The 21,774-nt window shown below is 47.2% G+C and carries 22 protein-coding genes; 7 read left to right on the forward strand and 15 right to left on the reverse strand.

Annotated elements, in window-relative coordinates; translation table 11 throughout:
* The first annotated feature begins 1 nt into the window (after position 1).
* From cmk to plsY, 4 genes are read left to right on the forward strand one after another with little or no spacing between them, the layout of a single operon-like run.
* Entirely contained in the window at positions 2-1,525 is a 1,524-nt protein-coding gene (gene cmk, locus Q502_RS05115) for a (d)CMP kinase (RefSeq protein WP_099830735.1), read from the forward strand.
* Complete coding sequence (locus tag Q502_RS05120) at positions 1,497-3,212, forward strand: S1 RNA-binding domain-containing protein (RefSeq protein ID WP_099830736.1); 1,716 nt, start codon at positions 1,497-1,499, stop codon at positions 3,210-3,212. The genes cmk and Q502_RS05120 overlap by 29 nt, the downstream gene beginning before the upstream one ends.
* Positions 3,212-4,537 (forward strand): ribosome biogenesis GTPase Der, encoded by a 1,326-nt coding sequence (gene der, locus Q502_RS05125; RefSeq protein WP_099830737.1) that lies wholly within the window; start codon positions 3,212-3,214, stop codon positions 4,535-4,537. The genes Q502_RS05120 and der overlap by 1 nt, the downstream gene beginning before the upstream one ends.
* Positions 4,534-5,142 (forward strand): glycerol-3-phosphate 1-O-acyltransferase PlsY, encoded by a 609-nt coding sequence (plsY, locus tag Q502_RS05130; RefSeq protein WP_099830738.1) that lies wholly within the window; start codon positions 4,534-4,536, stop codon positions 5,140-5,142. The genes der and plsY overlap by 4 nt, the downstream gene beginning before the upstream one ends.
* 770 nt (positions 5,143-5,912) lie before the next feature.
* Here plsY and Q502_RS05135 read toward each other — a convergent pair.
* From Q502_RS05135 to Q502_RS05205, 15 genes are all read right to left on the reverse strand, one after another.
* Positions 5,913-6,320 (reverse strand): F0F1 ATP synthase subunit epsilon, encoded by a 408-nt coding sequence (locus Q502_RS05135; RefSeq protein ID WP_243392424.1) that lies wholly within the window; start codon positions 6,318-6,320, stop codon positions 5,913-5,915.
* Complete coding sequence (gene atpD, locus Q502_RS05140) at positions 6,313-7,734, reverse strand: F0F1 ATP synthase subunit beta (protein WP_099830740.1); 1,422 nt, start codon at positions 7,732-7,734, stop codon at positions 6,313-6,315. Before atpD ends, Q502_RS05135 begins: the two co-directional genes overlap by 8 nt.
* Before the next feature lie 20 nt (positions 7,735-7,754).
* The gene (gene atpG / locus Q502_RS05145) at positions 7,755-8,588 is read right to left on the reverse strand and encodes an ATP synthase F1 subunit gamma (RefSeq protein ID WP_099830776.1); all 834 of its coding nucleotides are present in this window, start codon (positions 8,586-8,588) and stop codon (positions 7,755-7,757) included.
* A gap of 6 nt (positions 8,589-8,594) precedes the next feature.
* A complete protein-coding gene (gene atpA, locus Q502_RS05150; RefSeq protein WP_099830741.1) occupies positions 8,595-10,109 on the reverse strand; it encodes a F0F1 ATP synthase subunit alpha in 1,515 nt (504 codons plus the stop codon).
* A complete protein-coding gene (gene atpH, locus Q502_RS05155; protein WP_099830742.1) occupies positions 10,106-10,657 on the reverse strand; it encodes an ATP synthase F1 subunit delta in 552 nt (183 codons plus the stop codon). The genes atpA and atpH overlap by 4 nt, the downstream gene beginning before the upstream one ends.
* Positions 10,654-11,139: a F0F1 ATP synthase subunit B gene (gene atpF / locus Q502_RS05160; RefSeq protein ID WP_099830743.1), complete on the reverse strand. Its 486-nt coding sequence runs from the start codon at positions 11,137-11,139 to the stop codon at positions 10,654-10,656. The genes atpH and atpF overlap by 4 nt, the downstream gene beginning before the upstream one ends.
* A 33-nt stretch (positions 11,140-11,172) precedes the next feature.
* On the reverse strand, positions 11,173-11,418 hold the full coding sequence (locus Q502_RS05165; RefSeq protein ID WP_099772236.1) for a F0F1 ATP synthase subunit C: 246 nt from the start codon (positions 11,416-11,418) through the stop codon (positions 11,173-11,175).
* 13 nt (positions 11,419-11,431) lie between these two features.
* A complete protein-coding gene (gene atpB, locus Q502_RS05170) occupies positions 11,432-12,271 on the reverse strand; it encodes a F0F1 ATP synthase subunit A (protein WP_099830744.1) in 840 nt (279 codons plus the stop codon).
* Positions 12,261-12,611, reverse strand: a complete 351-nt coding sequence (locus tag Q502_RS05175) for a hypothetical protein (protein ID WP_099830745.1) — start codon at positions 12,609-12,611, stop codon at positions 12,261-12,263. Before Q502_RS05175 ends, atpB begins: the two co-directional genes overlap by 11 nt.
* On the reverse strand, positions 12,547-12,831 hold the full coding sequence (locus Q502_RS05180; RefSeq protein WP_243392425.1) for an AtpZ/AtpI family protein: 285 nt from the start codon (positions 12,829-12,831) through the stop codon (positions 12,547-12,549). Before Q502_RS05180 ends, Q502_RS05175 begins: the two co-directional genes overlap by 65 nt.
* A gap of 18 nt (positions 12,832-12,849) precedes the next feature.
* The gene (gene polA / locus Q502_RS05185) at positions 12,850-15,540 is read right to left on the reverse strand and encodes a DNA polymerase I (protein ID WP_099830746.1); all 2,691 of its coding nucleotides are present in this window, start codon (positions 15,538-15,540) and stop codon (positions 12,850-12,852) included.
* The gene (locus Q502_RS05190; protein WP_099830747.1) at positions 15,540-15,881 is read right to left on the reverse strand and encodes a carboxymuconolactone decarboxylase family protein; all 342 of its coding nucleotides are present in this window, start codon (positions 15,879-15,881) and stop codon (positions 15,540-15,542) included. The genes polA and Q502_RS05190 overlap by 1 nt, the downstream gene beginning before the upstream one ends.
* A 9-nt stretch (positions 15,882-15,890) precedes the next feature.
* Positions 15,891-16,703 (reverse strand): TatD family hydrolase, encoded by an 813-nt coding sequence (locus tag Q502_RS05195; RefSeq protein ID WP_243392426.1) that lies wholly within the window; start codon positions 16,701-16,703, stop codon positions 15,891-15,893.
* Positions 16,669-17,748, reverse strand: coding sequence for a DUF933 domain-containing protein (locus Q502_RS05200; protein WP_099830748.1), 1,080 nt, complete (start codon positions 17,746-17,748; stop codon positions 16,669-16,671). Before Q502_RS05200 ends, Q502_RS05195 begins: the two co-directional genes overlap by 35 nt.
* Before the next feature lie 174 nt (positions 17,749-17,922).
* Entirely contained in the window at positions 17,923-18,603 is a 681-nt protein-coding gene (locus Q502_RS05205; protein WP_099830749.1) for a Crp/Fnr family transcriptional regulator, read from the reverse strand.
* 239 nt (positions 18,604-18,842) lie between these two features.
* On the opposite strand from Q502_RS05205, the gene Q502_RS05210 reads away from it, so the two are divergent.
* The 3 genes from Q502_RS05210 to Q502_RS05220 all read left to right on the forward strand — a co-directional run bounded on the left by Q502_RS05210 (position 18,843) and on the right by Q502_RS05220 (position 21,773).
* The gene (locus Q502_RS05210) at positions 18,843-19,415 is read left to right on the forward strand and encodes an HAD family phosphatase (protein ID WP_099830750.1); all 573 of its coding nucleotides are present in this window, start codon (positions 18,843-18,845) and stop codon (positions 19,413-19,415) included.
* A gap of 29 nt (positions 19,416-19,444) precedes the next feature.
* On the forward strand, positions 19,445-20,788 hold the full coding sequence (locus Q502_RS05215) for a sugar ABC transporter substrate-binding protein (RefSeq protein ID WP_099830751.1): 1,344 nt from the start codon (positions 19,445-19,447) through the stop codon (positions 20,786-20,788).
* A gap of 64 nt (positions 20,789-20,852) precedes the next feature.
* Positions 20,853-21,773 (forward strand): carbohydrate ABC transporter permease, encoded by a 921-nt coding sequence (locus Q502_RS05220; RefSeq protein WP_243392427.1) that lies wholly within the window; start codon positions 20,853-20,855, stop codon positions 21,771-21,773.
* Position 21,774 lies beyond the last annotated feature (1 nt).

Genomic DNA, 21,774 nt, shown 5'->3' on the forward strand with positions numbered 1-21,774 from the left:
TTTGAGGATTGCGATCGACGGTCCCGCCGGATCAGGAAAATCGACTGTAGCTAGACTTGTAGCATCAAGACTGAATTTCACTTACATAGACACCGGTGCGATGTACAGAGCGCTTGCCCTCAAGGCAAGAGAGGCCGGTGTATGTTTCTCCGATCTCGCATCGATGACGGAGTTGATGAGTCATACATATTTTTCGCTCTCTGATTCAGGCATAACGTTAGACGGCACTCCGGTCGGCGATGAAATAAGAACGAGAGAGGTATCTCTTCTATCTTCGGACATTGCTAGGTACTCGTATGTCAGGGACTTCCTTACGGAGCAACAAAGAAGTCTTTCAAGACAAGGCAACGTAGTCATGGAAGGCCGTGACATAGGAACAGTGGTTATTCCCGAAGCGGAGTTGAAGATTTTTCTTACAGCCTCGGTGATCGAGAGGGCAAGGAGAAGGCTGGAACAACTCAGATCGAGCGGAATTGCCGCTGATTTAGAGGAGATACTAGCCGAAATCGAAAGTAGAGACCACAATGACTCAACTAGATCAGTTGCGCCGCTAAAGCCTGCTACGGATGCCATTACGTTAGATACGACGAAGATGGGTATCGAGGAAGTAGTTTCTACCATAGTGACCCTTGCAGAGAAGAGGCAGAAAGTGCACCTTGCGAAATCTGTAGGGTTTTGCTACGGAGTCGACAGGGCAGTCAGAGAAACGATTAAGCTTCTAAAATCAGGAAAAAAAGTTTTCGCGACGGGAGAGATCGTTCACAATGAGAAGGTGATGAACGATCTCAGGGAGCTGGGTCTTGAAGTAATCGAAGACAGACTGTTGAATGAAAAACATGATGGCGTTGCAGTAATAAGGGCTCATGGAGTAGATCCGGCTTCGGAGGAGAAATTACGACACGTTTTCGATGAAGTAATAGACCTTACTTGTCCTATAGTGTACAATGTATTTAGCCTGGCGGTCGATCTCGAGCAGCAAGGCAACTTTGTTGTGGTGTATGGCAAGAAGAACCACCCGGAAGTTACGGCTCTTTCGGGTAGGCTTGACAAGTATCTCATTGTGGAACCGGGAGATGACTATAACGAAGTATTGAAAGAGCTTGAAGGCCTTGAACGTGTTGCGATCGTTTCGCAGACTACGATGAGCAACAGCGATTTCGAGGAGTTCGCAGAGTTTGTTAAGGAAAAGCTTCGGGGTCGTGTAACCGTTCATAACACTATTTGCAAGGTCACAATTCAGAGAGAATCTGAGGCAGAACGACTTGCAAGCGTAGTTGATACGGTTATTGTGATAGGTGGAAAGAACAGTTCAAATACAAAGAAGCTTGTAAGAATAGTAGAGAGACTCGGTAAAAAGGCGCTTCATGCAACAGATCTATCGGATCTTCCTCAAGGTGATATGGGGAAGGTTGCTCTGATTAGCGGTACATCAACTCCGTACGAACAAATCCAGAAGATACTGGATTACATAGACAAAATGAGGGAGGTAACCAACAATGGAAGAGAAAATGAAACAGCAAGATGAAAACCTGAGCATGGAGGAAATATTTGAACAGATGGATGTTTCCTCGGCAAGGAAAGGAAATAGAAAGGATGCAGAGGTTTTCTCCGTCCAGCCTGATGGACTGATGGTGATTATGGACGGGAAGCTCGATGGGTTCGTTCCTGCGGACCAGTTAGTGAATGATCTAGAAGAGTACAACGTTGGAGATAAGATAGAAGTCATGGTCATCAAGACCAACGAAGAGGAAGGAAGAAGCACTGTTTCTGAAAAGAGAGTCCATGCCAGGCAAGCGGTCAGCAAGGTTGAGAAGGCTTACAGAGAAGGCAAAGCCATTGACGGAAAGATAGTTTCGGAGACGAACGCCGGGTACAATGTGCGGCTTTTGAAGACGGTGCCCGCATTTCTTCCAGGCTCAGAGTCGGGAATCCGAAAGGGAGATCCGGCTCCAGAAGGAACAATGAAGTTCAAGGTCATAAGATTTAAGAGACAACGAAATGGAATAAACGTAGTAGTTTCGCTAAAAGCATTTCAGGAAGAGGCAATAAATGCCTACTTCAAGACAATCGAAGTCGGCCAGGAACTGGAAGGCAAAGTCGAGTCAATAAAGAATTTCGGCGCCTTCGTGAAGCTAAACGACAATGTAACTGCGCTTATTCCGGCATCTGAAATGAGCTGGGATCCAAGTGTGAGGATAAGCGATCTACTGAAGCCCGGCGAGACGGTCAGGACAAAGGTAATTGGAATCGATGAAAAAGAGAAGAAGATATCTCTCTCGCTTAAGCAGATGACGGAAGACCCTTGGTCGACCTTGAAGGAAAAATACGAAGTCGGTTCTACGGTCGTTGGAACGGTAAAAAACATCACCCCGTTCGGTTTCTTCGTATCGCTTGAGCCCGGAGTGGAAGGATTAGTACACATTTCAGAAGTATTCTGGGGAAACATCAAGAAGGATCTCAAGAGCGTTGTAGAAGTTGGAGACGAGGTCAAAGTGAACATCAAGGAGATAAACGAAGAAAAGCGGACCCTTTCACTCTCTTACAGGGAAGCCCTGGGCGACCCGTGGGAAAACATCGGCGACAAGTACAAAGAGGGAGACGTTCTAAAGGCTAAGACGGCAAAGGTATTGCCTACCGGGGTAATTCTCGAGCTTGAAGAGTACGTATCTGGATTTGTTCCGGTATCTGAGGTCTCGTGGAACTTCGTCGATAGAATCGAGGATGTTGTTAAAGAAGGAGAAGAAATAGAGGTAAAGATACTTTCTATAGATACAGTTAACAGGAGGATGAGGCTTAGCATAAAACAGGCAACTCCCGATCCCTGGGAGAAGGTTTCCGAAGAGCTTTCTGTGGGAGATCAAGTTAGTGGGACCGTGACAAGACTCACGAAGTCTGGAGCAATAATCATGGTCGACTCATACGGTGTTGAGGCCTTCTTGCCCGTTTCGCAGGTATCTCTTGAGCGGACAGAGAATATCGAGGACTCGGTTGAAGTCGGTAAGCATGATCAATTCAAGATAATCCGTTTGGTTTACGACCCGGATAACGACACTCGAAACATGGTTGTGTCGATAAGGCAGCTCATAAAAGATAAAGAAGCGGCCGAGACCGAGAAAGTTCTCAAGGATTTCAACGATAATGGAACCGTCAGTTCCAACAGCCTTGGAGAAATGATTAAGAATCAGCTTGAGGAAGAAGGAGAAAGCCTCTAGTGGCCACCGTCCTGATAATCGGACGACCAAATGTTGGAAAGTCGACTCTATTCAATAGACTTGTTGGTGGTAGGAGAGCTATAGTTGATGACATTCCAGGGGTTACCCGTGACTTCACGGTAGGGAGAGTTAACTGGCAACAGAGAACCTTTCAGCTTGTAGACACATGTGGACTATTTGAGAATCCAGAAAACATCGTTGAAGAAAAGATGAAAGAGGTCACCCTTGAGCTTCTGAGTGAGGGAGACCTCATTCTTTTTGTTGTCGATGGAAGAAGCGGGCTTACAAGTGCCGATATCGAACTCGCAGATTACTTGAGAAAGCAGAGACTTGAAGTGATCTTCGTTGCCAACAAGGTTGAGAACCCCGATAACTTTTATTCAAGTATGGGAAACGAGATCTTTTCACTTGGTTTTGGAGATCCCATAAAGGTATCCTCGGCCCACGGTCTTAACATCGATTTGCTTTTCGACGAGATCTTCGATCGATTGACCTCGCTGGGACACTCGATACAAGCGGAAAGTGGCGAAGAAAGCGATCTGAAAATAGCAATTGTCGGTAAGCCAAACGCGGGAAAGTCCTCTATCTTCAACTGGATAGTCGGCAGTCCAAGAAGCCTTGTAACTGAAGTCTCGGGGACAACCCGAGATACAGTCGATGAGACTGTCGTTGTAGACGGTATACCAATGACCTTCATTGACACTGCAGGAATGAGGAAGAAGTCTAAGGTGAAGGTAATGAATGTTGAATACTACAGCGTAATGAGAGCAATTGACGCTCTGGAGAGATCCGATATCATACTAATGGTAATTGACTCGGCTGACGGAGTTGGCAATCAAGACCAGCGCATCGCTGGACTCGCTGAAAAGAACGGTAAGGCGACCATTGCTGTCTTCAGCAAATCGGACCTTGCTGATGATAGACGCAGGAAGGCGTTGCTGCGAACCTTCAAACAGGACCTATACTTCATAGACTACAGTCCCGTTCTCTTCACCTCAACCGAGACCGGTGAAGGTATGGACGATCTTATCGACAACATTAGGCTTGTAAGTAAGAAGATAGACCTAAGAATTCCGACCGGCCTTCTTAACACTCTCATTCAGAGATACTCGGAGGGAACGCCGGCACCCGGCAAGGGGAAGAAGCGAGGCAAGATATATTACGGTTCCCAGATCTCAAGCAGGCCGCCGATAATAATGCTGAATGTAAACGACCCTACGCTCTTTACCGAGCCTTATCTTAGAGGGATTAGAAACACGATTCGGCTTAATTTCGATCCATTCGACGGAACTCCAATCTTCTTGAAGCTCAGGAGGAAGAGATGAGGTACGTAGTATTTGCTCTTGTTGGATATATTATGGGTTCCATCCCCTTCAGTTTCATTGTGCCACTTGTTAAGGGCGTGAATATTACCAGGGTGGGCAGTGGAAACGTAGGTGGAACAAACGTTCTTAGAAGCATGGGGGGCTATGCTGGTGCCGTCGCCATGATTCTGGATGGGGTGAAGGCCTTCATTCCCGTGATAATCGCTAGAGCTGTCTTTGGAGTCTCATTGCCCGAAGGTATGATGATCGGTTTCTTTGCAGCAGTGGGCCACAGCTATTCGATTTTCCTCAGATTCAGAGGTGGCAAAGCCGTTGCCTGCACGGTGGGGACGCTTTCAGGGACATTACCGTGGTATGTTGCGGTCTTCTTTGGAATATGGGTACCGATCGTTCTGCTCACTAAATACGTTTCCCTTGGTTCAGTTCTTGCTCTGGCGATTTTATCTAGCATCCTCTTCCTGACTGAAGGCTACGCCGTAGGTCTTTGGATGCTCGCCTTCTTCGGGCTGTCTCTGTTCAGACACCGGAAGAATGTCGCCGCTCTTCTCAGAGGCGAAGAGAGAAAAACGGATTTGATAGAAGCATTCAAGAGAAAACGCAATTAAATGAAAGATCGATAGACCTCTTCAAAAGTAGGAAGTGATGCCTTTCCGGGCATTGCGATCCGGTGAGGCGGGCCTTGCGTCCGCCGATGCTCTTCGGCGCCTTGCGTCCCGCCGAAGGCGGCATTGCGTCTTATTTCAGCAGTGACTGGCTTTTCTCCCACCTTCTCGTGAGCGCAGCGAACGCCTCGACAACGCACTTCCTCGATTGATCTTATCGCAGGACGGGTCCATGCCCTTGGACTGTCAACGGAGAACCGCATTTCACAGCGATCAACGGGTCCTTATTCTTAAGCGTCAAGCGCCTCTTCTGCCCGCGAAGCGGAACTTGCCTTTGCGAAGCAAAGACTGGCCTGCCTAAGCAGACTAGCTTCTTCAAAGTCTTGCAACTTGCAACAGGGAACTTGCAACTGATGCTCTTCTCGGAGGACGGCGGACCGTCAACGGTTAACGTGTCAATTGGAGCCTTCTAATGAGCGCAGCGAACGTCTCGACAACGCAGTTCCTCGATTGATCTTATCGTAGGACGGGTCCATGATCTGGGACGCATAACGGAGGACTGCTCTTCAAAGCGATCAGCAGGTTCTCCGCTCTTAAGCGCAAAGCGGTTCTTTCCAGCGTCCAGCGGCTCTTTTGCCCGCGAAGCGGAACTTGCCTTTGCGAAGCAAAGACTGGCCTGCCTAAGCAGACTGGCTTCTTCAAAGTCTTGCAACTTGCAACAGGGAACTTGCAACTGATGCTCTTCTCGGAGGACGGCTCTTCAAGAGGAGCAGCTATTCCCCAGACCCCACTCTGATTCTAAGCATATGTCTTTGCAGTTTGGCCTCGTTTCTAGCCCTTTCGCGCCTGGATTTACTTACTTCCAGCAATTCCTCTGCTCTCTTTAGCCGCTGCTTTGCTCTTTCTACGCTAATCTCCTCAGGAGTTTCGGCGGCATCGGTCACAATAGTCAAGCTGTCTCTCTCCTGGAGAACGTATCCTCCGTGAACGGCAAACCGCAAAGTCTTAGAACCTGACGTTATCTCCATTACGTCAACGGTCAACTTCATAAGAGCTGGAGCTCTTTCAGGCAGGTAGCCTATCTCCCCTTCGGTCGAGCGGAAGGAGATGTAATCTGCTTCTCCCTCCCACTCGATCTCATAAGGCGTGATTATCGTGGTCTTCAATGCCAAGTCATTCACCCTTCGTAAGCTTCTTGCCCTTCTCAACGGCTTCATCAATCGTGCCAACCATCATGAAGGACTGTTCAGGAAGAGAGTCGTGTTTGCCCTCGAGTATCTCTTTGAACCCACGTATCGTTTCGGAAATGGGGACGTATTTCCCATCCATGTTACTGAATTTCTCAGCGACAAAGAACGGCTGCGTCAAGAACCTTTGGATCTTTCTCGCTCTCTGAACGGCTAGCTGATCCTCTTCAGACAGCTCTTCCATACCCAGAATCGCAATGATGTCCTGAAGGTCCTTGTATCTCTGAAGAACTTCCTGGACGCTTCTTGCGACCTGGTAGTGTTCCTGGCCCACAACTACGGGATCAAGATTTTTCGACGTCGAATCCAACGGATCAACGGCCGGGTACAGCCCCTGCTCGGCTATTGAACGCGAAAGGTTAACGGTCGCATCGAGATGGCTGAAGGTAGTAGCAGGCGCCGGATCAGTGAAATCGTCCGCAGGAACGTATATTGCCTGGACGGAAGTAATAGAACCAGATCTCGTCGAGGTGATCCTCTCCTGCAGGTTTCCCATTTCAGTCCCCAATGTCGGTTGGTAACCAACCGCTGAAGGCATTCTTCCAAGGAGAGCCGAAACCTCTGAACCGGCCTGAACAAATCTGAAGATGTTGTCAATGAATACGAGAACGTCCTTCTTCTGAACATCTCTGAAGTATTCAGCCATGGTTATAGCAGAGAGACCGATTCTGAATCTTGCTCCAGGAGGTTCGTTCATCTGCCCAAAAACGAGAGCGGTATTTTCAATGACACCGGCCTCCTGCATATCGAGCCAAAGATCATTTCCCTCTCTAGTTCTCTCACCGACTCCGGCAAAGACAGAAAGCCCCTTCTGCTCGATTGCGAAGTTTCTTATGAGTTCCATAACGAGAACCGTCTTTCCGACTCCGGCACCTCCGGAGAAGCCAATCTTTCCGCCCTTGCTGAATGGCGCAAGAAGATCGATGACCTTTATTCCCGTTTCAAGTATCTCGACTTCGGTCTGCTGGTCGGTGACTGAAGGAGACGCTCTGTGTATCTCCCAGTGATCGGCAAACTTTACCTCTCCAAGTTCGTCGATCGGTTCGCCGAGAAGATTGAACATTCTTCCGAGAATCTCTTCTCCGACAGGTACGGTGATCTGCTTTTCAGTATCAAGTACTTCCTGGCCCCTCACGAGTCCGTCTGTACTGTCCAAGGCAATTGCCCTGACGCTGTTATCTCCAATCAGCTGGGCAACTTCGAGTACTATCTCTTTATCTAAGAATTCGTTCTTTACTTTCAGGGCATTCAGAATGTCGGGAAGCCTCGCTCCTTCGAATGATACGTCTACGACCGGACCAGTTATCGCGATTATTTTCCCAATATTTTGTTCCTTTTTGTCGGGCACACTCACACCTCCAAAATCAATTAACCGTTAAGCGCTTCAGCGCCGTTTACGACTTCGATTATTTCCTGTGTGATATTCGACTGGCGCAGTTTATTCCTAACCAGAGTCAGTTGCTCTATCATGTTCTTTGCATTCTCGGTTGCGTTCTTCATTGCAGCTTGTCTGGAGAAGAGTTCCCCGACCTTCGTTTCATATAAGCCCTGAAGAACTTTGGCTACAAGCCACGAATTAAGCACATCTTCGTACAGAACCTCGATTTCAGGTTCGAAATCAAATAAGTCGTTGTCTGGCTTCTCAAAATCTTCAACGGGAAGAAGCTTGACAGTCTTCGGTATCTGAGCGAGCGGATTCTTGAAACTGCTGAAAACCATTTTCAAGCCGGACGCGTTCTTGCTATCCATGATTTCTTCAATATCGTCAACGATAATTGCCGCCTCGTCAAGATCGGGAGTATCGAAGAAATGACTGAAAGGAGTAATAGGTACTCCGCTCTTCTTGAAATGACTTTCGGCCTTGATTCCCACCGTAACGATGTGTATGACGTTTGACTTTGCAACTTCGCGCTCGGCTGCCTTCATTATCTCTGCATTAAAGGCTCCCGCAAGTCCCATATCTGAGCTGACTACGAGAAGAATCTCTCCTTCACCCCCGGAGTCGGGATGGTTCGAATCTCCAAAATAAGCTCTGATGAGAGCCCGCTCCATAGCTCTTTCGTATAGCCTGACGAACTTCAGTCCCTTTTGAACTTTGTTGATTTTGGCCCGCGCGACCATCTCCATGGCGCGGGTAATCTGCATCGTCGAGTTCGTTGACTCGATGCGTTTCTTAATCGTACGCAGTTTACCCTTGCTCACCGTCAATCAACCTCGCTCTTCAAGCTGCTTCTTGGTGTCTTCTATAGCTTGCTTAAGACGGGTCTCTATACCTTCCTCTATGACCTTCTTCTCTCTTATTGAAGATAGTACATCACTGTAAGAGCTGCGAAGCGTCTTGAGTAGAGAGGCCTCGAATTTCGAAATCTTCGAAGTTTCCATTTCGTCAAGATAACCCTTTGTTCCGGTGTAAAGAACAGCGACCTGTTCTTCAACCGGCATTGGGACGTACTGATCCTGCTTGAGAAGTTCCGTAAGCTTCTCTCCCCTCGTGAGTTGGTCGCGGGTGGCCTTGTCGAGTTCGGTCGCAAACTGAGCAAAAGAGAGCAAATCTCTGTACTGAGCAAGCTCGATTCTCAGACTTCCTGCAATCTTCTTCATAGCCTTAATCTGCGCAGCCCCTCCAACCCTCGAAACCGAGAGGCCGACATTGATTGCAGGTCGATTTCCCGCATAGAAGAGGTTGGGATCCAAATAAATCTGTCCGTCCGTTATGGATATTACGTTAGTCGGTATGAATGCCGATACATCGTTTGCCTGCGTCTCGATGATCGGTAAGGCGGTGAGAGAGCCTCCACCGAAACTCTCGTTGAGCCTTGCAGCCCGCTCTAGCAATCTGGAATGCAGATAGAAGACATCTCCGGGATAAGCCTCCCTTCCAGGCGGCCTTCTCAGCAACAATGAAAGCTCTCTGTAAGCGGATGCATGCTTGGAAAGATCATCGTAGATGACAAGAGAGTCCTGGCCCTCAAACATGAAGTGCTCGCCCATTGCAGCTCCCGCATACGGAGCGAGATAGGAGAGAGATGCCGTATCTGAAGCCGAAGCAAAGACAATCGTCGTATACTCCATTGCCCCGAACTGATTCAGCTTATCGATGATCCTGGCAAGGGCGGCCGTCTTCTGACCAATTGCGACGTAGATGCACTTCACGCCCTGTCCCTTCTGGTTTATTATCGCATCGATTGCTAGGGCCGTCTTCCCGGTCTGCCTGTCCCCAATTATCAACTCTCTCTGTCCTCTTCCAATGGGGATCGTCGCATCTATTGCCTTTATTCCCGTCTGTAGAGGAGTGTCGACCGGTTTTCTCATTACAACTCCAGTCGCCTTCACTTCAACTGGCCTGAATTTCTTTGTTTGAACAGGCCCCTTTCCATCTAGTGGAATTCCGAGAGGATTCACGACTCTTCCCAGGAGCTCAGGTCCTGTGGGGACCTCCATGATCCTGCCGGTCCTTCTGACGAGGTCGCCTTCTTTTATCTCTTTGTATTCCCCTAGAATAACTATACCTACATTATCCTCTTCAAGGTTCAATGCAAGACCGAAGACGTTATTCTCGAATTTCACGAGCTCATTTGCCATTACACCTTTGAGGCCGTATGCCCTCGCAATGCCGTCACCTATTTGTATTACCTTTCCCGCTTCGAAATAATCAAACTCTATGTCAGTCTTCTCTAGCTGATTCTGTATGACTTTCGTAATCTCAGATGGACTGATTTTCACTCAATCACCTCCCGAGGGCCCGAGCCCAGCTCCTGGCTCACTCTCTTTAAACGACCGCTGAGACTTGTGTCTATTACTTCGTCTCTGAACTTAATTACATATCCTGCAATGAGAGATGGATTAATATTGACCTTCATAACCCCCTCCATTCCAGTCTTTTCTCTCACTTTCTTGAGAATGGCAACTCTCTCTTCAGAACTGAGAGCTACTGCCGAATCGACTTCAACATCAATCCTGTTGCTTTCAAGCAAAAGCCTTGCACCAAAGGAGATCACGATATCTTCCAGCAATTCAAGCCTCTTCATAGAGACCAGAAGCGAAATCAACCTTTCAATCTGTTCCAGAGGTTTTTCAACGAAGCTAAGGAAGATCCTTACCTTTCTCTCTGCATCGAGAGTTGGGTCGAATAGGAATTTCGAAAGGTCGATGTTAGAAACACTTTTAGAAAGCTCATGGAGCTGTTTCAGCCCTTGCTCTCTAGCCTCTTCGGGAAGGCTTAAGAAGAGAGCGTTGGCGTATTTTGCCGAAAGTGAAAGAATTCTCTTCACTCCTTATCACCCATGCTCTCCAAAATCCTCTTTGCATATTGCTTCCTTGCGTTTTCGTCCATTTCCTTTTGAAGAAACCTTCCTACTATGGCTACTGCGGCAGTTACTATCGCTCCTTTTACCTCATCGGCAGCTTCTTCCCGCTCACGCTGAATCTGAAGCTCGGCGGACTTATACATTCTCTGTATCTCGTCCTGTGCATCTTCTCTTGCCTGTCTTACGATCTCTTCCGCTAGCTTTTCAGCCTGTGCTACGATTTCGTCTGAAGCAGAACGCGCCTCTTCCATTTTTGCCTGGTATTCTCTTCTGAGTTCGTTGGCTTCAGTCCGCATTTTCTCGGCCTCAGCTATCTCATTGCTGATCTTTTCTTTTCGCTGTCTTAGGATGTCGAAGAATTTGTCAAATAGCACCTTCTTCAGAACAAAGAAGAGCAGCAAAAAGTTCAGTATCGACAATATGGCCGTCAGATTAAGTTCAATCAAGTTATCACCCCTCCTCTATTCAGGGGAAGATATTTAGACTACGAGAAGAATCATGAACGCTATAACAAGCGAATAGATTCCAGTTGTTTCAGCGATAGCGTCTGCAAGAATCATCCTCGTGGTCAAAGTACCGATCATTTCCGGTTGTCTTGCCATTGCCTCCATAGCACTTGCACCGATTCTACCTTCACCGATACCGGCACCGATAGCACCTATGCCCATTGCCAGTCCGGCACCAATGAACTTTCCCATCAGCATCAAGCCTTCTCCAATATCCACTGTGAAAACCTCCTTACTCTATTAATGAGCTAATATATGCAATTGCGAGTATTGTGAAGATAAGCGCCTGGATCGCCCCGAAGAAGAGTCCGAAAATACCCCACAGAGCTGCAGGCAAAACAAAGTACTTCACAAGATAGCCAAGAATAAGTATCAGTATCGATCCGCCCATGATGTTTCCGAAAAGCCTCAAAGCATGTGATAATGGTTTTGCGATTTCTCCGATGATGTTAATGGGAAACATCCACCATATTGGTTCAAAGAAACTCTTTCCCCAACTCTTCCACCCTTTCACTTTTATCGCGTAGACGTGACTCATGACAAAAACGAAGAAGGCGAGCATAAGATTCATGTTCAGATCCGAGGTAGGAGCGTACCAGCTGTCTGAAAGAATTGTGAACTTCACTCCTCCACTTTCGAGAGGAATGGCGTTTATTCCAGGGAAGCTTCCGATGAAGTTTGAGACGATTACGAACAGAAACAGAGAGGCTGCAATATCGAATATCGGCCTCACAAACTCCTTTCTCGAAACTGAATCCTTCACGAGATCGTAGATATAGTCGAGCAACGCCTCCAGAAGACTTTGCTTTTTGCCGGGCACGAGCTTGAAAACCTTCACCCTGGTTGCCATGAAGATCACTATCCCCATTACCACCCACGTCATGATTATTGTTAGTGGATTGATCCTGCTGAGCGGCCCTTCTCCAAACGGCAGTTGATATATCCATCGCTGCCCAACGCCTTCAAGCTGGAACTTGTAGCCCGTGGCAACTATATAGATAATCACTGCAACATATCCGCCAAAGACAACCCCGAGGAAGATCTTGTCAGACTTAGTGAGATTAAGTTTCACAGAGCCACCCCCCAAAAGCAATTGCGGCGATTTTCAGATTCATCACTCCGAGAAAGCTTCCAAGAAAAAACTCGAGGGAGATGGTGGCTGCAGTTGCAAAACAGATACCGTACAGCACGTATCTTGCAATAAAGCCAGCGGGAACCCTCTTCTTTTCCCTGATTAGAGTGTGTGCATCATAGTTTAGCAGGAGCAAACCGATCATGGCAAACAATGTTCCGTAGAAGACACCCAGTTCTGACTCGCCCAGAGGTGTTAATGCAAGGACGGCGCTTTCAACCATTGCCAGGACTGCCAGTATTATCGATGTCTTGATCATCATTGTCCTTGTTTCTGTCATATCTCTCTGCCTCTTTCATCAAATATCTAATCCCATTATATATGCCTGAAAAAGCTCCGAAAAGCATGAAAAACGAAATCCAGAGTCTATTCATTCCGACGTACTTATGAAAAAGGTAGCCAATACCTCCTGAGACCATTATATTAGCAATTACAATAACTGCAAACTGATAGAGCGATGAGAGAGCCGTCCAGTCGATCTTACTTCTCTTATCCTTCAACTGTATTTGCTCTCCTTATCAACACCAGTAGTCACCTACAGAGATTTCGATATCCAGAGGAACACTCAAAGTTACAACTTTTGACATTCCCTCCTTCAGAATCTCTTTGAGTCTATCAAGCTCACTTTCGGGAGCTTCATAAACCATCTCATCGTGGACCTGAAGAATGGCAAAGCTCTCCATGCTGTTTTCGTTGAGAAGCTTATAGATCTTTATCATAGCCATCTTCATTATATCTGCAGCTGTTCCTTGAATAGGAGTGTTAATGGCAATTCTCTCGCCTTCCTGAATGACGTTTCGATTCCTAGTCTTAAACTGCGGTATCTCTCGCCTTCTTCCAAACATAGTTCTGACAAAGCCCTTCTCTTTGGCCTCAGAGATGGTATTGGAAATGAAGGACCTTACCTGTGGATAGGCTTTGAAGTAATTGGAAATCATTTCCTCGGCGACATTGGAAGGGATCTTCAGCCTATTTGCAAGTCCGTAAGAAGAGATGCCGTAAATTATCGAGAAGTTCACCATTTTTCCTATTCTCCTCTGCTCTTCTGTTACATCGCTTCCCTTGACTCCATAAAGATTTGAAGCAGTGAGGCTGTGAACATCTCTCTCGTTCTTGAAGGCATCTAGCAATTGCTCATCCTGGCTAAGATGTGCGAGAATTCTGAGCTCAATCTGAGAATAGTCTGCGCTGACTATTTTCCAGCCTTTCTTCTGGGGAACAACGCACTTTCTTATTTCCTTTCCCTCTTCATCTCTTATTGGAAGATTCTGCATATTTGGATTACTGCTTGAAAGCCTTCCCGTTCCCGTTCCCGTCTGATGGTAACTTGTGTGTATTCTTCCCGTCACGCTGTTCACAAGAGCAGGAAGCGAATCGAGATACGTTCCCTTCAGCTTCTGGTACTTCCTGTAGTCAAGAAGCTTCTGAACCGCCGGGTGTTCCCCTGCGAGCTCTTCAAGAGCGTACGCGCTTGTTGAATAAGAGCCGCTCTTGGTCTTCTTCGAAGGAGCGAGTCCCAGTCTGTCGAAAAGGACACGACCCACTTGAGAAGGAGAGTTAGGATTGAACTGCTCCCCGGTCAAAGTGAAGAGATCTTCAAGAATCTTGTCAAGAATCTTTCCGTACTTCTTTGACAGGCCGTTGAGCGAGGGAATGTCGAAGTACACTCCGTTCAATTCTAGATCGGCAAGCACAGGAATCAAAGCCAACTCTATGTCTCTGAGAATCTCCTCGAGCTCCTGTTCGTATATCTTCTTTCTCAAAACACCAGAAAGCCTCAGAGAGATGTCTGCATCTTCAACAGAATAACGTGCCGCCTCTTCCAGCGGCACTTTTGAAAAATCAGTGCCCAACTGGTTCCTCTTCATAAGGTCTTCGAATTTGATCGTCTTGTATCCAAGAAACTTCAGCGCCAGTTCGTCAAGATTAAAGCGTTTTGTATCCGGAGAGAGCAGATAAGCTGCAATCATAGTATCAAACTCAGGGTCGACCGGATGAATGCCGTTTACCGACAGTACCGAATAGTCGAACTTCAGATTTTGACCGATCACTTTCGTCGCTTCGTCTTCGAGCAGCTCTTTTAGTCTCTCGAGAACCTTATCTTTGTCAGCCTGCCATTCATTTGACTTGTGAGCGATTGGTATATAGTACCCGGTCCCTTCCTCAAAAGAGACAGAAATGCCTACTATCTCGGCTGAATGAGGATCCAGCGAGGAAGTCTCGAGGTCAATCGCGAACAGAGGATTTTCGCGCATCCTGGCAAACAGCTTTTCGAGCTCCTTTTCGCTCTTCAAGAGTCTGTATCCGTCTATATCCAAAAGCGAGTCATCTGCTTCATCGATCAGACTATACTCATTGATTATCGAGGAGAACTCCAACTTGAGCAGAACTTTCCGAAGATCACTCTTTCTGTAGCCTTGGTATTTTATATCATCCAGAGTGATCTTCAAGTCTTCATCATCTAAGAGTCTGACGAGTTCCATCGACAATTCCAGCGAGTTTCGCCCGTCAATTAGCTTCTTCCTAAGTCCCGGACTCAACTGTCTTATGTTCTCGTAAATGCCGTCGATATCGCCATACTCCTTCAGAAGCTTCTGAGCAGTCTTTATTCCGATTCCCGGAATCCCGGGGATGTTGTCGGATGAATCCCCTGCAAGAGATAGAAGGGCGTGAAGCCTCTCTGGCTCGAGTTCGAACTTCGACAGCACTCTCTTCTTGTCATAAAGCTCGAGATCGGTAAGGCCTGTAACGAAACGCAAAATGCGTATCTTATCATCTACAAGCTGAAGAAGATCCTTGTCTCCCGTAATGACCAGCACTTCGTCGACGTCATTTCTATAACGTTTTGCCGCTGTTGCAACTATATCATCGGCCTCAAGCCCGGCAATCGAAAGGAACTTGATTCCGAACGCTTCGACGAGCTCGGGAATATCCCTCAACTGTGCAACAAGAGCATCAGGCATCGCTTCTCTTGTAGCTTTGTAGGCCTCGTATGCCTTGTGACGCTTCGTCTCTTCTTTTCTGTCAAAGGCGAAGATTGCGTAGTCGCCTTCCTTCATTCTCTCTTTCGTGAACTTCGAAAGCATCCTGGCCGTTCCGAAGAGAGCATTGGTCGGCTCTCCCTTCGAATTAGTGAGGGTGACATCAATTCCATAATAACCGCGGTAGAAAATCGCGGTTCCATCGAATAAGAACAGTCTTCCGGGCATTACTCTGCCTCCAGTTCGTCTAGCAGCTCAACTGCCCTGCGAAAATGTGGTATGACGATTGAGCCTCCGACTACTAGTGCGACATTGAGCGCCTCCATAATCTCTTCACGACTTGAACCGGTAGCTTTACACTGGATTATATGATACGCAATGCAGTCATCGCACCTGAGTACTGCAGAAGCGACCAATCCCATAAGCTCTTTCGTTTTCGAATCGAGAGCCCCGTCTTTGTAAACGGCTCCATCGAGCGAGAAAAAACGCTTCGTCTCAATATTACCAGTTTCTAGAATTCTGTTATTCATTTTCTCTCGGAAACGCCTGAACTCTTCGAGTCTTCCCATAGTACCTCCCTATGATTTTAGTGAGAAAAGCTCGAGAGCGTTCTCGAAAAGCTTTACGGAACAGTCTACAGCCGGAATATTCTTCTGAGCGGCTATCTCTTCGATAACATACCCCACGTAGTATGGCTCATTCCGCTTTCCTCTTAAGGGAACCGGTGGAAGATACGGACAGTCTGTCTCGCAGAGAAGCCTCTCAAGGGGAATCTCTCTCGCAACTCTTCTTAGTTCATCGTTCTTCTTATACGTCACCGGTCCACCTATTCCCAAGAACAGGCCTAGATCGACAAACTTCCTGGCAAACTCGAGATCACCGGAAAAGGCATGAATTACTCCGTTGAAGTATCCTGTTGACTTTATTATCTCGTAGGCTTCGTTGTATGCATCGCGCACGTGAATAATTACGGGCTTTCCCAGTTTCGATGCAAGCTCTAGCTGTATTTCGAAGGCGTTGATCTGCGCATCGACTGGAGACAGGTTTCTGAAGTAGTCGAGGCCCATTTCTCCTAGAGCGACGGCCTTAGGATGAGAGAGGAGTTTTTCAAGTGTAAGCACTCCCTGTTCATCGAGCTCGCTGCTGTCGTGGGGATGGACCCCGGCGGAGAAAAAAGCGTTCTTTAAACCGCACACGGTGTCGGACGCCCTTCGAGAGTCCTTTACATTGGTTCCAACCTCTATAAGAAGAGAGATGGTGTCCTCTTCTATCTGGTCGATTATCCTTCCTCTGTCATGGTCGAACTGAGAAAAGGAAATGTGAGCGTGAGTATCTACAAGCTTCAGAGAGGTGAAATCAGGCATTGGCCAGGACATGGAAGATGTCACCATCCTTGACTATCTCCTCTTTTCCAACAACCTTAACCATGCCCCTGGACTTCGCTTCCTGCATACTCCTCACTGTCATGAATTCCTCGTATGGTATCACTTCCGCCCTTATGAAGCTTCTTTCGAGATCTGTGTGTATCTTTCCAGCCGCAGCTTTTGCAGGGGTGTTCTTCTTTATGGTCCAGGCTCTCACCTCGTCTTCGCCGACGGTCAAGAAGGAAATAAGTCCCATGTGTCGATACACGACTCTCGAAAGCCTTTCTATACCACTTTCGGAGATTCCGAGTTCCTCCATGAACATCTCCCTGTCCTCATCTGAAAGTTCCACAAGTTCTGCTTCAATCTTTCCAGAGAGTTCTATGTGCGCGAATCCACTCTCGTCTATTCTCGAGAGCAGCAAATCTCTCTCTGGATATTCACCCGAGGAGAACTGATTTTCATCGAGATTTATTGCAACGATGATAGGCTTGGCTGTGAAGAGGGCGAGCGAACCGAGCAACTTCAGGTCTTCCTCTGCAAAATCGATTTGGGAGGCAAAGCTGTTGTCTTCAAAGCCCTTTTCGATCAGGTGAAGAAGTTCTATCTCTCTTTCCTCTTCTGTTGAAAGTTTTCGTTTCTTTTTTGCTTCTTCAAGCCTTGCGAGCCGGTTTTCAACTACCTCCATATCACGAACCAGAAGCTCTGTCACTATGGTCTCCAGCTGCTTGACAGGTGTGTAGGCTTCGGTTGGCCAGGGAACTGAGGCGTCCTTGAACGCCCTTACTACTGCAAGAACCGCTTCAGAGTTCTGTATGAACTGGAGAACTCGATTCTTTTCCTTCTGGTTGGAGGAAAGGTCGTATCCAGGAATGTCCGTAAATGAAACGGTTGCATATACAGTCTTCTTCGGATTGAAGATCTTCGAAAGCTCGTCTACTCTCCTATCGTGGACTTTAGCAACAGCTGTATGGGCCTCGTTTTTGTGACTTGAATGGGGTTCAACACCGGTTAGGAGGGTGAACAGTGTACTCTTTCCACTCAATGGCAGACCAAAAATCCCTATTTCCATAACACCGCCTCCTCTTGACACATCAATACTATCAGAATGAAATCATGTTAGAAACATCGATCGACCTTAAGGAAACTCCAGGCCCAGAACGCTACGAGTTAGATCTGCGATCCTAAAAATGCGGAAAGAGCATAACTGATACTGCTTCAACCGCTTGGTAAATCGAACAGCTCCTCAAACAGCGCCCGTGATTCTCTTCAGAGCTTCTCTATCCAATATCTTGATCAGTTTGCCTTCCTGTCTGATTATATTCTCACCGACAAAACTGGCGAATACTCTCGAAAGAGATGGACGGGCAACTCCCAGAGCATCGGCAAGCTCTTCTTTAGTGCTCTTCAGCTCAAACTCGTTACCCAGGTCTTCGCTTTGTCTCAGAAGGAAATTAGCGAGCCGTTGGTTAAGCGTGTTGAGAGACAGCATCCAGATTTTCTCAGCCAGTGTGGTGAGTCTGTCCCCCATGTCTCTCAGCAGGTTTCTCAGAAAAACCTCATACTCTCTACAGAGCCAGATTATTCCATCCCTTTCAATGTACAGAACAGCGCTCTTGTCGGTTGAGACTATGTCGACCGGTATTACGTTCTTTGTGGCGAAGAGAAAGCCAGATGCAAGAATTGAGGGTGCTTCCATCGTTTCTATGGTTATTGCTTTCCCTGAGAAATCTTGCATTTGAGCTTTGGTACTACCCTGAAGAAGTATCAACATTTCATCGCAGAGAGCATTCTGTTCTTCGATCAACTCCCCTTGCAGGAAGAAGGTTACTCTGTGTCTCACACAACCAAATATCCTCTCAAGCTGTCCCACTGTTATCCCATCAAAGAGACCGCATCGACCGAGGTTGTAGATTAAAGGGTTCAAGAAACACCTCCGTAAAATGTTGATTCATCTTGATTATAACCAAAGCCCTTTGCTTTTTGCGCCCTTCTCCAGTCGCCATCGACGCGAAAACTTGATTTCTCGTCCCTCAAAATAGTATTATATTAAAGTACACTTTGGTATCTTCTTTTTTAGGGTTGTTACGAATGGGAGTTATAGCCATTTTCTGCTGTTAATGTCCATTCGTTGTACTCTTGTAAAGACATTACCGGGAGGTCGTCTTGAAGCTTTTTGTTTTCGATGTGGGAGGAGTAATAGCCGATAATACCAGCGTAGTTCCAGCTATTAGAAACTTCTTGGGGATTTCTGAACACGATTTCGTCGAAATTGCCGAGACGGAAAACCTTACTGCCTTGCAGACCGGAAGGATAACTGTTGGGGAGTTTGTTTTTTCTCTCTCCAGAAAGCTGGGCAGACCGGTTCCGGGGAATATCTGGGAGATGTTCTTCAAGCCCACCCCAGTTGAAGAGACCATAGAAATAATTAAGCAGTTGCGTAAGAGATATAGAGTGATTGCCGGAACAAACACAATTGAACCACATTACGAGGTACATAGGTCAAGAGGCGATTACAACATCTTTGACAGGGTCTACGCCTCGCACATTATTGGGTTTGCGAAACCCGATAGACGATTCTACAGACATATTCTTCATGAAGAGGATTGCGGGCCTGAGGAGGCTTTCTTCACAGATGATACGGCAAGAAATGTGAAAGCGGCGGCAGATATGGGAATTATCGCTTTTCAATTCACAGATCCATCGAGTCTACGAGAAAGACTCAAGGAGTACCTTTGAGTTAACTTCACATCGAAAGGGGTGTTTTTATGAAAAGGCTTAGCGTTATTCTTCTTGTATTGTTGATGCTCGCTGTTCCAATTTCTGCGCTCGGGAAGATCACAATCACCTGGTGGATCAACCCGTGGAGAATTGCACCTCCAGGCTTCCCGGCCGATAAGGCTCCGACGGAAGAGGACTTCCCGAAGTGGGCTGCCGAGGAGTTCATGAGACTTCATCCGGACGTTGAGGTTAAGTACGTAGTTGTCGGAAACACGGAGTATTCACAGAAGATGGCTGCGGCCATCGCGACCGGAACTCAGCCCGACATCTTCAAAGGCCCCGTTTGGGACAACAGATGGGTAGGAGCGGGACTGCTCGAGCCGATCGATGATTACATCTCTCCCGAAGACCTTGAAGACTTCTACGATCTTGCTCTCGAGACAGGTTATGTCGACGGTAAGCACTACATCTGGCCATGGAACCTCGGGACGAATGGCATGGGAACCAGCATGCTTCTCTACACTCCCGATTTCGAGAAGGCCGGCGTCGACTGGCGAAAGATAGTAGAAGAGGGCTGGACAATGGAAGAGTTTGTCGAAATCGCCAAGAAGCTTACATGGGATTCCGACGGCGACGGCAAGATTGACCATTATGCAATCAGCTTCGGAGCGCAGGACACGCACAACCTTATGAATTTCATCTATGCACATGGAGCGAAACTGACTAATGAAGATGAGACGAAGGTTACTTTCAATACTCCTGAGGCAGTTGCAGGTCTTCAGTTCCTTCTCGATCTAGTTGAAGTACACAAGGTCGCTCCTAGTGCCGTTGAAGCGATGGGAGTATATGATGTTATAGGTAACTTCCATTCTCACAGAACGAGCATCGGATTTGGCGGTCCTTACGAGATCGGTAGAATCACACGATACGTAAAATCCGGTCAGCTCACAGAGTCATTCTATCCGGTAATTGCCCCATTCCCTCACGTTGAAGGAAAGAAGGGTGCGTCATACGCTACTGCCAGCGGCTTTGTTGTCTTCAAGCAGAACGACAAAGCAAAGAGGGACGCCGTAATGGAGTTTGCGAAATTCCTGACAAACAAGGAGAACACGGCGCTGCTGGAAAGCTTGACTTATCTTACGGCGAGAAAGTCCGTTAATGCGATACTCTTCCAGAACGACGACTATCTCAACGAACAGGCTCAGACTTTTGCAAGAATAATGGATGAGACAGGTATGGACTTCTTTGGTTCTCAGAGCTTCCCTTGGTCGGAGATATCCAAGTTCTTCACCAGTTCTATGCAGGGAGCCTTTGGTAAGACAAAGACCGCTCAGGAGGCCCTCGATAGTTTTGTGACCGAGGCGAACCGGGCGCTCTCTTACTATTTTTGAGCAGATGAGTTGAAGGGAACAGCCCCCCGCCCCTGAGGGCACGGGGCTGTTCCCGTTTAATGGGGTGATCGATTTGGAGCAGATTCCAGTTAAACCAATAAGACGGAAAACTACCTTGAACGACGTGTGGAGGGGTAGATCGGGATATCTCTTCATTCTTCCGCATTTTGCCCTGTTTGCAGTATTCTTTCTTGTACCGGTTGGCTGGGGCATGTACCTCAGTATGTTCAAGTACAACGTCTTCTCACAGACATTTATCTGGTTCGACAACTATAAACGCATTCTGAGCGATTGGCTCTTTCTGAAATCTCTTAAGAATACCTTTTTTTACACATTCGGTGTTGTTCCTCTATGGCTCGGAAAGGCTTTGCTTGTTACAGTGCTCATCTACCCGTTCAGAAAAGGCATAAGAACTTTTTTCAAAGCGGCCTTCTATCTGCCGCATGTAACTTCTACCGTCATCATTTCAATGATCTGGCTATGGGTTTTCAATCCGAACTTCGGACTTCTGAACTATTTTATGACCGTTCTCGGGCTGGAACCGGTAGTATGGCTTGGAAGGTCCTTGACGGCAATGCCATCGCTGATAATTATGCAGGTAATAATGGGGGGAGGTTCGACTATAGTTCTTCTTTCGGCAGCGATGGCATCGATCCCCGAATACTACTTTGAGGCTGCCACACTGGAAGGCGCAGGCTCATGGACGGTCTTCAGAAAGATCACGGTGCCTTTGTTGAAGCCAACTATCCTCTATGCTCTCGTTATGGGAACGATCGCGAACTTTCAGACCTTTTCGAATATCTACATTATGACAAGCGGTGGTCCAGAGTTCTCAACAACGACAATTGCCTATTTGATTTATGAAACTGCCTTCAAGAACTATAACCTTGGGCTTGCTTCTGCAATGTCAATGGTTATGTTCGCAATCCTGGTTGTACTTGGAATAATCCAGTTCAAGTGGCTGGGATCCAATGTGGAGTATTGAG

This window comes from Mesotoga sp. Brook.08.YT.4.2.5.2., assembly GCF_003351125.1.
GTDB lineage: Bacteria > Thermotogota > Thermotogae > Petrotogales > Kosmotogaceae > Mesotoga.